Raw genomic sequence first — 12856 nt, forward strand, 5'->3', positions numbered from 1 at the left:
GGCTCTTGTTGTGGTGGATTGTTGTCCCGCTCCGCCGTGTCGGGGTGGGCTGGGCGTCGGCGCTCATGCGCTGCCGCCTGCGCGCGCCTTGGCGCGGGCCAGAATCGCCGCGGCGCTGGCCGGCAGCGCCGGCCGCGGCGGCGCGGCTTCCGTTTCAGTGGCAGGGGTGGCGACGGGTGCCGGCGCGCGTGCCGCCTCTCTTGCAGCCGCGCGCCGTGCGCGCCGCGCCTCGCGTTCGCGATAGCGCGCGCGTGCGTCCCAGGCGATCTGCAGCCGAGTGCGCGTATCGACCAGCAGCCGGCGCGCCTCGTCGTCGAGTGCAGCCAGCGCCGTGTCCGGCCAGGCGGCCATCAGGCCGGCCTCGATCGCGCCATCGACATCGTCGCGGCGCAGCAGCGCGACCAGGTGGTGTACAGGAGCAGGGCTGGCAGTGGGCTGGCCGGGCATCAATGGTTTCCGAAACTGGGCTTGCGCCGCTCCAGGAACGCGCGTGTCCCTTCGCGCATGTCCTGCGTCGAGAACGCCAGGCCGAACTGTGCAGCCTCATAGGCCAGGCCTTCGTCGAGCGCGGCTTCGCCGCCGACGAGGACGCAGTCGAGGATGCCGCGCAGCGCCAGCGGCGCCGCCTGCGCCAGTTGTGTGGCCAGCGCCATCGTCTCGGCTTCCAGCGCATCGGCCGGCACCACGCGGTTGACGAGGCCCAGCGCCTGCGCACGGGCCGCGTCGATCGGTGTGCCGGTCAGGCACAGCTCGAGGGTCGCCGCGCGGCCGGCCAGGCGCAGCAGGCGCTGGCTGCCGCCAAATCCCGGAATCAGGCCGAGATTGATCTCCGGTTGTCCGAGTTTGGCGGTGTCGGCGGCCAGGCGCAGGTGACAGGCCATCGCCAGCTCCAAGCCGCCCCCGAGCGCGAAGCCGTTGACCATCGCGATCACGGGCTTGGGCATCGTCTCGATGCGGCGCATCGTGCGCTGGCCGCGCAACGCGAAATCGCGCCCCTCGACCGGGCGCAGATCGGCCATTTCGGCGATGTCCGCACCCGCGACGAAGGCCTTCGGGCCGGCGCCGGTCACCACCACCACACGCACCTCGGGTGCCTGTGCGGCGGCCTCGAAGGCCTCGAACAGCGCGTCGAGCGTCGCCGAGTTCAGCGCATTCAGTTTTTCCGGGCGGTGGACGGTGATCACGCGGATGCCGTCGCGATCGTCTATCAGCAGCGGGGAGTCGGCCATACGGGCTCCTGGCGCGGAACCCGGCGCCTGGAACTCGCCGGACCGCGCGCGGTCGGATAGGGAGGTCGTCAGTGGCGGTTAAGCCCTGCGACCGCTATCCTAGCGCGTCAAGAGGGGCGGTTCGACCGCCCTTTCTCGTACAGGCGATATCGAAAAATCTGACCTAGCGGAGAACCAGGGAATGAAGTTGCGTTTTATTGCGGCCGCCGTGGCGGCCATCACGTTCAGCGGTTCCGCGTTCGCACAGCAGCAGGCCGCAGCTCCCGCGGCGTCGGCGACCGACAGGACCACGCTGAGCTATGCGCTGGGGTTCGATCTGGGCAATCGCCTGGCCGAGACCGGTGAGTCGGTCGACGTCAACACGATCATCAAGGGCCTGCAGGACGGTCACGGCAAGCGCCAGCCGACCTACACTCCCGAGCAGATGGGCGCGGCCTACAACGGCTTCCAGCAGCGCATGCAGCAGAAGATCGTCGCCGAGCGTCGCGCGGCGCTGACCGAGAACGAAGGCAAGGCCTCGGCGTTCCTGGCCGAGTACAAGGCGCGCGAAGGCGTGGTGTCGCTGCCCAGCGGCGTGATGTACCGCGTCGTCGAGGCCGGTTCGGGTGCCAAGCCGACCGCGTCGAGCCAGGTCGAGATCGCCTACCAGGCGCTGATCGTGCCGGTCGGCATCGGCGTCAGCGCCGAGGACAAGACCGCACCGTTCCGCGTGTCGGAGGCCCAGATCACCGGTCTGCGCGAAGTGCTGCCGCTGATGCCGCTCAACGCGGTCTACGAGATCGTGCTGCCGCCGGGCAAGTTCGTCACCGGGCAGAACGCGCAGGAGATCGCCAAGCAGCCGGTCGGTGTGATGGTGAAGCTGCTCAGCGTTCGCTGATCACGGTTTCGCAAGTGTGTCCCACGACGCCGACGTGCCCCGCACGTCGGCGTTGTCGTGTCCGGGCCCCGCATCGCCAAGCGCAGACGGAGCGTGCGTCGCGTCGCTAGAATGGCGCGATGGATGCTTCCCACCGCGCCGTGCCGACGCCGTGCACCGGCGTGTGCACGCTCGACGACCAGGGCCGTTGCCACGGCTGCCTGCGCAGCACCGAGGAGATCGGGCGCTGGCTGCAGATGAGCGACGCCCAGCGCCGGCACCTGATGGAGGTGGTCTTGCCCGCCCGCCAGGCCGCGCGCGCATGACGCCACCTGTCCTCGCAGCACGCCTGCGCCGGGTGTTGCATCCCCTCGACGGCGCGCCGACCGCGCGCGGCTGGAATGCCGACGAGCTCGAGGGCCTGCTTGGGCCGGACGCGACCTTGCGCGAGGCCGCGGTGCTGGTCGGGCTGGTCGAGCGCGAGCACGGCCTGCAGGCGTTGCTGACGCGGCGGACCGACACGCTGCGCCATCACGCCGGCCAAGTCAGCTTCCCCGGCGGCCGGCTCGAGCCCGAGGATGGCGGCCCGCTGCAGGCCGCATTGCGCGAGGCGAACGAGGAGATCGGGCTTGCGCCCACCCAGGCCGCGCCGCTGGGCTTTCTCGATCCGCTGGCAACCGTCACCGGCTACCGCGTGGTGCCGGTGGTGGCGATGCTCGATTCCGATTTTGCGCCCGTGCCCGATCCGGGCGAGGTCGCCGAGGTGTTCGAGGTGCCGTTGGATTTTCTGATGTCGCCGGCGAAACTGCGCCGGGTCGACATCGTCTTCGCTGGACGCACGCGCCATGTGCTCGAGTACGAGACGCTGCCCGATGCGCCGACCCACCGCATCTGGGGCGTGACCGCATCGATCCTGTTGAACCTGCGTCGTCATCTGGAGCGCGCATGAGCACCGAGTGGCGCACGCTGGTATCTGCCGAGGCGCTGGCCGCAGCGCTCGGATGCGAGGATCTGCGCGTGGTCGATTGCCGGTTCTCGCTCGCCGCCTCGGCCGGGGCCGTCGATGCCGGCGAACGCGCTTGGCGCGCTGCGCACGTGCCCGGCGCGGTGTATGCGCATCTCGATCGCGACCTGTCGGGGCCACACGGTCCGGGCCGCGGCCGCCATCCCTGGCCGACGGCAGCGGCGTTCGCGCAGGTGCTGGGGCGCTGGGGGATCGATGCCGCCACCCAGGTCGTGGCCTACGACGACGGCGACGGCGCATTTGCCGCGCGGCTGTGGTGGCTGTTGCGCAGCTTCGGCCATCGCCGGGTCGCGGTGCTCGACGGCGGTTGGACACGCTGGACCACGCTGGGGTTGTCGGTCGAGGCGCAGATGCCGATGCATCTGACGCGTGAGGTCGCCGGTGCCTTCGACACCAGTGGGCTGCTGCACACGGCCGATGATGTGCAGCGCCACGTCGCCACGGGTGGCCTGCTGGTCGATGCCCGCGCGGCGCCCCGGTTCCGCGGCGAGGTCGAACCGATCGATCCACGCGCCGGTCACGTGCCCGGCGCGATCAACCGGCCGTATATGGACAACCTGCTCGACGGCCGGTTCAAGCCTGCCGATGCACTGGCGCGCGAGTTCGGTGCGCTGCTCGACGGCCATCCCCCCTCGGCGCTGGTCGCGATGTGCGGCTCGGGCGTGACCGCCTGCCATCATCTGTTGGCAATGGCGCATGCCGGGCTCGACGGCGCGCGGCTCTACACCGGGTCATGGAGCGGCTGGATCGACGATCCCGCGCGTCCGGTGGCAACCGGGCCGTAGACCCTGCGCTCGTGCGACGCGCACAGTGGGGGTGCGCGACGCGTCAGCGTCCCAGTCGCGCCACCAGGGCACGCAGCCCGGCCTGGGTGTCGGGCGCCTGCCAGGCGGCGAGTTGGCGGTCGAGATCGAGCCGGTCGGGCAGCAGTGCGTCGATAAGATCGGCGCGTGCGATTCGGCGCGTTTCGCGCATCGGCGCCTGCGGCAGGGCCAGCAGCGACCGCAGCCAGCCGCAGGCAATAGATACCGTCTCCTCCGGCTCGGCCAAGGCGTCGACCAGCCCGAGCCGCAAGGCCTCGTCCGGATCGACCTGCAGGCCGCCGACGAGCAGGCGCTCGGCCTGGCGCTGGCCCACGGTGCGCCGCATCAGTTGCTGGATGCCGATCGGCGCGACCAGCCCGACCTGGGTTTCGTTGAGACCGATCCCGAACTCGCCGCGCGTCATCACCCGGTAGTCGCAGGCCAGCGCGAGCACGCAGCCGCCGGCCGGTGCGTGTCCGGTGATCGCCGCCGCGACCGGGACCGGCGAAGCCGCGATCGCCCGTACGGCATCGAAGAAACTGTCCCAGGTCGCGCGCAGCGCGGGCGCGTCGAGCGTCAGCAGATAGGGCACGTCGAGCCCCGCGGAGAAGAACCGCGGCTGGCCCGACAGCACCAGACCGGCGACGCCGTCGTCGGCCGCCGCCTCGACGGCCTCGCGCAGCGCGCGGCACAGTGTCGGGTCGAGCGCATTGACCGGCGCGCGTGCGAGCCGCAGTTCGCGGATCGGGCCATGGGCGATGATCTCGATCGGGGACGGCATCGCGGACCTTCCTGCAGATGGAGCGGCGATGGTAGTCGATGCCGCCGGCGCGACCGATCGGCTGGCCCACTGCATGCGGCACGTCAGCCTGCGCGCGTGCCTTCCGGACCGAGCGCGCCATCGCAGTGGCCCCGATCCGCAGCGACACGCAGCCTTCGACTCAGGCCAGCGCCTTGGTCCGCACCGACTCGGGCAGCGCCGTTGGCCGCCCGGTCGCGCGGTCGATCCAGACCACGACCACGTGGCCGTCGGCATGCAGCGTGGCGCCGTCCTCGGACACGATGCGGTGGCCGACCGTGACGCTGGTCGTGCCCACGCGCTGCGCAGACAACTCGACGACGATGCGCGAGGGGTAGGGGATCGGCTGTCGGTAGTTCATCTGCACCGCCGCCAGCAGCGGCGCGGTGGCATCGGTGACCCAGGGTTCGCCGACCGAGTCGAACCAGCGGATGCGCGCTTCCTCCAGATAGGTCATGAAGGTCGCGTTGTTGACGTGGTCGAACGCGTCGAGGTCGCGCCAGCGCAACTCGATCGGCACGCGGATCAGCACTTTCACTTCATTCATGCCTTGGCTCCCTTGGCCTTGGTCGTCTTGCCGGCCCGCTTGGCGGCCGGCTTCGCCTTGGGCTTGGTGTCGGTCTTGCGCAATTCCGCGCGGACCGCAGCGTCCGCCTCGGCAGCCTTGGTCGAGGCGCCCTTGCGCGGCAGCGGCTTGGGCAGGTGCGCGGTCGACTTGCGGGCCAGCTTGCGCGCCGCCCGCGGCTCGGCGGCCTCGGCCGGCACGGTCTGCAGCAGGCGCGCGAGGAACTGGCCGGTATGCGACTGCGGCATCGCGGCGACCTGCTCGGGCGTGCCTTCGGCGATGATCTGCCCGCCGCGATGACCGCCCTCCGGACCGAGGTCGATCACCCAGTCGGCGGTCTTGATGACATCGAGGTTGTGCTCGATCACCACCACCGTGTTGCCGTCGTCGCGCAGCTTGTGCAGCACGCTGAGCAGGTGCTCGATGTCGTGGAAGTGCAGGCCGGTCGTGGGCTCGTCGAGGATGTAGAGCGTGCGTCCGGTGTCGCGGCGCGAGAGTTCCTTCGACAGCTTGACGCGCTGCGCCTCGCCGCCCGACAGCGTAGTCGCGCTCTGCCCGAGCTTGACGTAGCTCAGGCCGACATCGACCAGCGTTTCGAGCTTGCGCGCGATCGGCGGCAGGTGCTCGAACAGCGCCAGCGCGTCCTCGACCGTCATCTCCAGCACGTCGTGGATGCTGTGGCCCTTGTAGAGGATCTCCAGCGTCTCGCGGTTGTAGCGCTTGCCCTGGCACACGTCGCAGGGCACGTAGACGTCGGGCAGGAAGTGCATCTCGACCTTCAGCAGGCCGTCGCCCTGGCAGGCCTCGCAGCGACCGCCGCGCACGTTGAAGCTGAAGCGGCCCGGCGAGTAGCCGCGCGCGCGCGCCTCGGGCACCTGCGCGAACAGCTCGCGCAGCGGCGTGAACAGGCCGGTGTAGGTCGCCGGATTGGACCGCGGCGTGCGTCCGATCGGCGACTGGTCGATATCGACAACCTTGTCGAACAGGTCCAGGCCCTCGATCTCGCGATAGGGCGCGGCCTTGTGCGAGGCGCCGTTGATCTCGTTGGCGGCCAGCGAGTGCAGGGTGTCGTTGATCAGCGTCGACTTGCCCGAGCCCGAGACGCCGGTGATCGCGGTGAACAGCCCCGAGTGGATCGTCAGGTCGACGTTCTTGAGGTTGTTGCCCGATGCGCCCAGCAGCCGCAGCTGCATCTTCGGGTTGGGCGTGTGGCGCTTGGCCGGGATCTCGATCCGACGCTTGCCCGACAGGTACTGGCCGGTCAGCGAGCGCGGCGCCTTGAGCACGTCGTCGTAGCTGCCCTGCGCGACGACCTCGCCACCATGCACGCCGGCGCCCGGGCCGATGTCGACGATGTGGTCGGCCAGGCGGATCGCGTCCTCGTCGTGCTCGACGACGATCACCGTATTGCCCAGGTCGCGCAGGCGGGTCAGTGTGCCGAGCAGGCGCTCGTTGTCGCGCTGGTGCAGGCCGATCGACGGCTCGTCGAGCACATACATCACCCCGACCAGGCCGGCGCCGATCTGCGAGGCCAGCCGGATGCGCTGCGCCTCGCCGCCCGACAGCGTGTCGGCCTTGCGCTCGAGGGTCAGGTAGTCCAGGCCGACGTCGACCAGGAAGCTCAGCCGCTCGCCGATCTCCTTGACGATCTTGGCGGCGATCTCGCCGCGCCAGCCCGGCAGCTCCAGGCCTTCGAAGAACGCCAGCGCCTCGTCGATCGGCAGCACCACCAGCGACTGCAGCGGCCGGTCGGCGACGAACACGTTACGCGCCGAGCGGTTGAGCCGCGCGCCGCCGCAGTCGGGGCACGGGCGTTCGCTGATGAACTTGGCCAGCTCCTCGCGCACCGCGGCCGACTCGGTCTCGCGATAGCGCCGCTCCAGGTTCGGCACGATGCCCTCGAACCGGTGCTTGCGCTGGGTGCGCGCCCCCGAGTCGGTGATGTAGGTGAAGGTGATCGTTTCCTCGCCGCTGCCCAGCAGCACCGCATCGCGCGAGGCCTGCGGCAGGTCCTGCCACGGCGCGTCGACGTCGAACTTGTAATGGCGGGCCAGCGACTGGATCAGCTGGAAGTAGTAGGCGTTGCGGCGGTCCCAGCCGCGCACCGCGCCGGCGGCCAGCGACAGCTCGGGATGCACGACCACGCGGTCGGGATCGAAGAACTCGCTCATGCCCAGACCGTCGCAGGTCTGGCAGGCGCCCATCGGCGCGTTGAACGAGAACAGCCGCGGCTCGAGTTCGGGCAGCGCGTAGTCGCAGACCGGGCAGCTGTACTTGGACGAGAACAGCTGCGGTGGGATCGAGGCATCGTCGATCGCCTGCACCGAGGCCATGCCCTCGCCGAGCTTGAGCGCGGTCTCGAAGGACTCGGCCAGCCGCTGCTTCATGTCCTCGCGCACCTTGAAGCGGTCGATGACCGCTTCGATGGTGTGCTTCTGGCGCAGCGCCAGCGTCGGCAGCGCATCGATCTCGTACAGCTCGCCGTCCACGCGCACGCGCACATAGCCCTGCGCGCGCAGCTGCTCGAAGACCTGCGCATGCTCGCCCTTGCGGTCGCGCACGACCGGCGCCAGCAGCATCCAGCGCTGTTCGGGGTCCAGGGCCAGCACCTGGTCGACCATCTGGCTGACGGTCTGCGCCTCGAGCGGGTAGCCGTGGTCGGGGCAGCGCGGGCTGCCGACCCGCGCATAGAGCAGGCGCAGGTAGTCGTAGATCTCGGTGATCGTGCCGACGGTCGAGCGCGGGTTGTGCGAGGTCGACTTCTGCTCGATCGAGATCGCCGGGCTCAGGCCCTCGATGTGATCGAGATCGGGCTTCTCCATCACGCTGAGGAACTGCCGCGCATAGGACGACAGCGACTCGACGTAGCGGCGCTGGCCTTCGGCGTAGATCGTGTCGAACGCCAGCGACGACTTGCCCGAGCCCGACAGGCCGGTGATGACGATCAGCTGATCGCGCGGCAGGTCGAGATCGATATTCTTGAGATTGTGGGTACGGGCACCGCGAATGCGGATGGTGTCCATCGCCATCGACGTCAGGTCCGGTTGGGGGCGGGGGAGGCACGCACGCACCCTTTGGGGCGCGCGGGAACGGGCAATCGGTCAGACTACCGAGCCGGTCATTTGGGGGCAAATCGGCCGAACGCCAGTGTGACGGGGGCTGGTCGCAGACCATGAGACGAGGCGGTTCAGGTGCCCTTGGCCGATGGATGGCCCGCCCAGGGCGCCCACGGTCGTCCGGTCTGGGGTGGTTTGACCGCAAGCCGCTGATCGCATTACAATTCCGCTTCTGTCCGCCCTCGATGGCGGCAGCGACCACAATAACTACAGAGGAAGTCTGGTCATGAGTTATGCAGTCCTGGTGACGGGCGGCAAGCAGTACCGCGTGATGGCGGGCGAGACGCTGCGCGTCGAGAAGCTCGACGGCGACGTCGGCAGCGAGATCAAGTTCGACAACGTGCTGCTGCTCGGCGATGCCGACGGCGTGAAGCTCGGCGATGCGCTCGCCGGCGCCAGCGTCAGCGCGACGATCAAGTCGCACGGCCGCGCCGAGAAGATCCGCATCATCAAGTTCCGCCGCCGCAAGCACCACATGAAGCGGCAGGGGCACCGTCAGCACTACACCGAAATCGAGATCACCGGCATCGCCGGTGGCAGCAAGTAAGGAGCAGCAGGCATGGCACACAAGAAGGGCGTAGGTTCCTCGCGCAACGGCCGCGACTCCAACCCGAAGTACCTCGGCGTCAAGATCTACGGTGGCCAGGCCATCGAAGCGGGCAACATCATCGTGCGTCAGCGCGGCACCCAGTTCCATCCGGGCAGCGGCGTCGGCCTGGGCCGCGACCACACGCTGTACGCGCTGGTCGACGGCAAGGTCGAGTTCACGACCAAGGGTCCGAAGAACCGCCGCACCGTCAACGTCGTCGCCGCGCAGTAATCCGCGCGACGTTCGTCCGGCACGAAGCCCCGCTCCGGCGGGGTTTCGTCTTTTCTGGCGGGGCAGCCCGCAGGCAAGACGGGATTCGGGAATGGGATGCGGGCGTCGCATGCGCGCACTGCATGGCCAGAGCCGGTCCACGAGGACGGGGCAGGTAGACTGCCGTTGTCCCGCTTTCCCAATCCCACTTTCGAATTCCCCATCATGAAGTTAGTCGACGAAGTCGAAATCACCGTCACTGCCGGCAACGGCGGCAATGGCTGCGTCGGGTTCCGGCGTGAGAAATTCATTCCGCTCGGCGGCCCGGACGGGGGCGATGGCGGTGACGGTGGCAGCGTCTGGCTGGTCGCCGACGAAAACCTCAACACCTTGGTCGATTTCCGCCACCAGACGATGTACCGCGCGCAGCGCGGCGAGAATGGCATGGGCCGGCAGATGTACGGCAAGGGCGGCGACGATCTGGTGATCGTCGTGCCGGTCGGCACCGTCGTGCACAACGTCACCACCGACGAGGTCATCGGCGATCTGACCGCGCATGGCCAGCGGCTGCTGGTCGCACGTGGCGGCAAGGGTGGCCTGGGCAACATGCACTTCAAGAGCTCGACCAATCGTTCGCCGCGCCAGTCGACCCCGGGCGAGGGCGGCGAGGAGCGCACGCTGCGGCTCGAGCTCAAGCTGCTGGCCGATGTCGGGCTGCTGGGCTTTCCGAACGCCGGCAAGAGCACGCTGATCCGCGCGGTCTCGGCGGCGACGCCGAAGGTCGCCGACTATCCGTTCACCACGCTGTATCCGAACCTCGGCGTGGTCAGTGTCGAGCCGGCGCGCAGCTTCGTGATCGCCGATATCCCGGGCCTGATCGAGGGTGCGGCCGACGGTGCGGGGCTGGGGGCACTGTTCCTGCGCCATATCCAGCGCACCCGGCTGTTGCTGCATCTGGTGGAGATCGCGCCGCTCGATGGCAGCGATGCGGTCGATCAGGTGCGCGCGATCGAGCACGAGCTCGGCAAGTTCGATGCAGCGCTGCTCGATAAGCCGCGCTGGCTGCTGATCAACAAGGCCGACACGCTGCTGCCCGAAGAGGCGCATGCCGAGGCGGCGCGGATCATCGAGGCGCTGGCGTGGACGGGCCCGTGGTTCCTGATCTCGGGTCTGGCCCACGAGGGCACGCGCGAGGTGATGCTCAAGGTCCAGGCCGCGCTCGACGAGCTCGATCGGCAGGCGCGCGAGGCGGCCGACGCGGTCTAGGCGGCTGCCCGCAGTTGCCCCTTCGAAGCCCGGCCTCTGGCCGCGCTTTCTTCGTGCATTAACAGGGAAAACTGGGGTTTTGCTCTGGCCCCGGTTTTGGTTTTGCGAGCAAGCAAGCAGGGCGGGCTCACCCATGGCGTGCTGCACGCGGCCCGGACGGCCGGTGCTCTGCCGCAGACGTTGGCTGCGTTCGGCTTTGGGGGCGAAGCGGTGTTGCCCGCAGGGAGGCGTCGCGCGCTGTCGTTGCGCGCTTCGGGGAAGCGCGCTGCAATCGAGCCAACGGGAGTCGGGGGTCCCTGGTCTCAGCGAAGACCAACAAAAAAACCCGGCCGGAGCCGGGTTCTTTTCGCATCGGCCGCGCAGGCGACCGGGCGGGGCTCAGGCAGCCGCCTTGAGCGCCTTGATGCGGGCCGACAGGCGGCTCTTGTGGCGGGCGGCCTTGTTCTTGTGGATCAGGCCGCGCGAGCTGAAACGGTCGAGGATCGGCTGGGCGACATTGAATGCCTCCTGCGCGCCGGCGGCGTCGTTGGCGTCGAGCGCCTTGAGCACCTTCTTGACGGCGGTGCGGAGCTGCGAGCGCTGGGCGGAGTTGCGCGCATTGCGCACGACGGTCTGCTTGGCGCGCTTCTTGGCGGACTTGATGTTTGCCACGATGGATTCCTGGAAGCTGGACGTGTGAAAATCCGGCTTGGCCGGACCAATGGAAATTTGAGCAGGAAATTATGGTGCTTTCATATACTTGCGTCAACAGGCCCGGCCTGAACGGGCTGCGACGGTGACCGCGCCCGATCCGGCGGCCGCCGCGCCCAAGGCTCGAGGCGGCCTGCTGCGCTCGAGCGCAGTGTTCAGCGCGATGACCCTGCTGTCGCGCATTGCCGGCTTCGCCCGCGACATGTTGCAGGCGACCCTGTTCGGGACCGGCGGGGCGATGAGCGCCTTCATTGTCGCCTATCGCATCCCGAATTTCCTGCGCCGGGTGTTCGCCGAGGGCTCGATGGCGATGGCCTTCGTGCCGGTGCTCAACGAGATCAAGGAGCGGGGCGACCGCGCAGCGCTCAAGTCCTTCGTCGACCACATGGCTGGCGCGCTGTGCGCGGTGGTGCTGGTGGTCTGCGCGGCGGGCATGCTGCTGGCGCCCCTGGTTGCGCGGTTGTTCGCGCCCGGCTGGGCCGATCAGCCCGAGCTGCTGGCGCAGACCGCGCAGATGCTGCGCATCACCTTCCCGTACCTGCTGTTCATCTCGCTGATGTCGCTGGCGGCGTCGATCCTCAACAGCCATGGCCGCTTCGGCTTGCCGGCATTCACGCCGGTGCTGCACAACCTGACGATGATCGCCGCGATGCTGTGGCTGGCGCCGCGCTTTTCGCTGCCGCCGCAGGGCCTGGCCTGGGGCGTGCTGATCGCCGGGTTTCTGCAGTTGGCGCTGCTGTGGCCGGCATTGGGCCGGCTGGGCCTGCGGCCGCGGCTGCGGCCGGGCTTTGGCCATGCCGAGGTGCGCAAGGTCGGCCGGCTGATGCTGCCGACGCTGTTCTCCTCCTCGGTCGCCCAGGTCAACCTGATCGTGGGCACCGCGTTCGCCTCGCTGCTGGCCAGCGGCAGTGTCGACTGGCTGTACTACTCCGACCGGTTGATCGAGTTCCCGCTCGGCCTGTTCGGCGTTGCGCTGGGCACGGTGATCCTGCCGCACCTCTCGCGCCGGCACGCGGCCCAGGATGCGCGGGGCTACAGCCAGTCGCTGGACTGGGGGCTGCGCATGGCGCTGCTGGCCGGCGTGCCGGCCGGTCTGGGCCTGCTGCTGCTGGCCGAGCCGATCACCGCGACCGTCTACAACTACGGCGCCTTCGGCGCCTACGACACGCGGATGGCCGCAGTCAGCCTGACCGCGATGAGCCTGGGCGTGCCGGCGTTCATGCTCAGCAAGGTGCTGGCCCCGGCGTTCTACGCCCGCCAGGACACCAAGACGCCGATGCGTGCGGCGATCTGGACGGTGGCGGCCAATGTCGCACTCACCGTCGCGTTGACCACGCCGCTGTGGTTCTACGCGGTGCCCGGCGCGCATGGCGGCATCGCGCTGGCGACGGCGCTGGCGGGCGTGGTCAACGCCGCGCTGCTGTGGCGCTACCTGCGCCAGCGCGCGATCTTCGTGCCCGAGCCGGGCTGGGGACGCTACCTGCTGCGGCTGGCCGGCGCCTGCGTGGCGATGGCCGCGGTGGTGCTTGCACTGCGCGGTTGGATCGGCGAGTGGACCGCGATCAGCGGCTGGCAGCACCGCATCGCCTGGCTGGCGCTGGTGATCGGCGCCGGTGCGGCCGCCTACGGCCTCGCAATGGTGGCGTTGGGCTTGCGGCCGCGGCACCTGCGGCACTGACTGTCGCAGCGAGCGGGCCCATGCGGTCCGC

At 69.4% G+C, this 12856-nt stretch carries 12 protein-coding genes and 1 pseudogene; 7 read left to right on the forward strand and 6 right to left on the reverse strand.

What is annotated here, in order from left to right; all coding sequences use genetic code 11:
* Positions 1-63: 63 nt before the first annotated feature.
* Positions 64-447 (reverse strand): hypothetical protein, encoded by a 384-nt coding sequence (locus WAF18_RS10365; protein WP_337245024.1) that lies wholly within the window; start codon positions 445-447, stop codon positions 64-66.
* Complete coding sequence (locus WAF18_RS10370; protein ID WP_337245025.1) at positions 447-1229, reverse strand: enoyl-CoA hydratase-related protein; 783 nt, start codon at positions 1227-1229, stop codon at positions 447-449. The genes WAF18_RS10365 and WAF18_RS10370 overlap by 1 nt, the downstream gene beginning before the upstream one ends.
* Before the next feature lie 181 nt (positions 1230-1410).
* Between WAF18_RS10370 and WAF18_RS10375 the strand changes: the two genes are divergently transcribed.
* The 3 genes and pseudogenes from WAF18_RS10375 to WAF18_RS10385 all read left to right on the forward strand — a co-directional run bounded on the left by WAF18_RS10375 (position 1411) and on the right by WAF18_RS10385 (position 3894).
* Positions 1411-2106 (forward strand): FKBP-type peptidyl-prolyl cis-trans isomerase N-terminal domain-containing protein, encoded by a 696-nt coding sequence (locus tag WAF18_RS10375; protein ID WP_337245026.1) that lies wholly within the window; start codon positions 1411-1413, stop codon positions 2104-2106.
* 119 nt (positions 2107-2225) lie between these two features.
* Positions 2226-3034 (forward strand): annotated as a pseudogene (locus tag WAF18_RS10380) (DUF1289 domain-containing protein).
* A complete protein-coding gene (locus WAF18_RS10385; RefSeq protein ID WP_337245027.1) occupies positions 3031-3894 on the forward strand; it encodes a sulfurtransferase in 864 nt (287 codons plus the stop codon). The pseudogene WAF18_RS10380 and the gene WAF18_RS10385 overlap by 4 nt, the downstream one beginning before the upstream one ends.
* A 43-nt stretch (positions 3895-3937) precedes the next feature.
* Here the strand turns inward: WAF18_RS10385 and WAF18_RS10390 are convergent, their stop codons facing one another.
* From WAF18_RS10390 to uvrA, 3 genes are all read right to left on the reverse strand, one after another.
* Positions 3938-4693 (reverse strand): enoyl-CoA hydratase/isomerase family protein, encoded by a 756-nt coding sequence (locus tag WAF18_RS10390; protein WP_337245028.1) that lies wholly within the window; start codon positions 4691-4693, stop codon positions 3938-3940.
* 160 nt (positions 4694-4853) lie between these two features.
* Complete coding sequence (locus tag WAF18_RS10395) at positions 4854-5258, reverse strand: thioesterase family protein (RefSeq protein WP_337245029.1); 405 nt, start codon at positions 5256-5258, stop codon at positions 4854-4856.
* Positions 5255-8305 carry an excinuclease ABC subunit UvrA gene (gene uvrA / locus WAF18_RS10400; RefSeq protein ID WP_337245030.1) on the reverse strand — a complete coding sequence of 1017 codons (3051 nt, stop codon included), beginning with the start codon at positions 8303-8305 and terminating at the stop codon, positions 5255-5257. Before uvrA ends, WAF18_RS10395 begins: the two co-directional genes overlap by 4 nt.
* Positions 8306-8618: 313 nt before the next feature.
* Between uvrA and rplU the strand changes: the two genes are divergently transcribed.
* The 3 genes from rplU (at position 8619) to cgtA (ending at position 10457) form a co-directional block, all read left to right on the forward strand.
* Positions 8619-8939, forward strand: a complete 321-nt coding sequence (gene rplU / locus WAF18_RS10405; protein WP_337245031.1) for a 50S ribosomal protein L21 — start codon at positions 8619-8621, stop codon at positions 8937-8939.
* 12 nt (positions 8940-8951) lie between these two features.
* Complete coding sequence (gene rpmA / locus WAF18_RS10410; RefSeq protein WP_047136307.1) at positions 8952-9212, forward strand: 50S ribosomal protein L27; 261 nt, start codon at positions 8952-8954, stop codon at positions 9210-9212.
* A gap of 204 nt (positions 9213-9416) precedes the next feature.
* Positions 9417-10457, forward strand: a complete 1041-nt coding sequence (gene cgtA, locus WAF18_RS10415) for an Obg family GTPase CgtA (protein ID WP_337245032.1) — start codon at positions 9417-9419, stop codon at positions 10455-10457.
* Positions 10458-10835: 378 nt separating this feature from the next.
* Here cgtA and rpsT read toward each other — a convergent pair whose 3' ends face one another.
* On the reverse strand, positions 10836-11108 hold the full coding sequence (gene rpsT, locus WAF18_RS10420) for a 30S ribosomal protein S20 (RefSeq protein WP_047136305.1): 273 nt from the start codon (positions 11106-11108) through the stop codon (positions 10836-10838).
* A 172-nt stretch (positions 11109-11280) separates the two neighbouring features.
* On the opposite strand from rpsT, the gene murJ reads away from it, so the two are divergent.
* Positions 11281-12825 carry a murein biosynthesis integral membrane protein MurJ gene (gene murJ / locus WAF18_RS10425; protein ID WP_337245148.1) on the forward strand — a complete coding sequence of 515 codons (1545 nt, stop codon included), beginning with the start codon at positions 11281-11283 and terminating at the stop codon, positions 12823-12825.
* Positions 12826-12856: the final 31 nt, after the last annotated feature.

It is taken from the genome of Luteimonas sp. gir (assembly GCF_037198055.1).
Classification (GTDB): Bacteria; Pseudomonadota; Gammaproteobacteria; order Xanthomonadales; family Xanthomonadaceae; genus Luteimonas; species Luteimonas citri_A.